General features: G+C 59.4%; 1 protein-coding gene. It reads right to left on the minus strand.

Features of this window, described 5'->3' with window-relative positions; translation table 11 throughout:
* The coding region (locus SB816_RS33645) for an arginine deiminase-related protein (RefSeq protein WP_410548457.1) at positions 1 to 251 on the minus strand (251 nt) is incomplete at both ends.

The raw sequence follows: 251 nt of genomic DNA on the forward strand, positions 1-251 counted from the left end.
GGTTCTCATCGGCGATCATGTCGAGACCGATCATCGCGTAATCCGTGCCGATGCACATGAGGACATTGGTGTGATAGACCGGCACGCCCGCCTCGTCACGAGCATCGAACACCATCGGTTCGAAGTTGAAATGGGTCGAGAATCGTTCGAGCGCAATCGGATCGGTGCGGTCGGAGCGCACGGCGTAAGCGACACGGTCGATGTGATCGAGCACCATGGCGCCTGTGCCTTCTAGGAAAAGGCCGTCGGGC

It is taken from the genome of Achromobacter sp. SIMBA_011 (assembly GCF_046535435.1).
Classification (GTDB): Bacteria; Pseudomonadota; Gammaproteobacteria; order Burkholderiales; family Burkholderiaceae_B; genus Achromobacter; species Achromobacter dolens.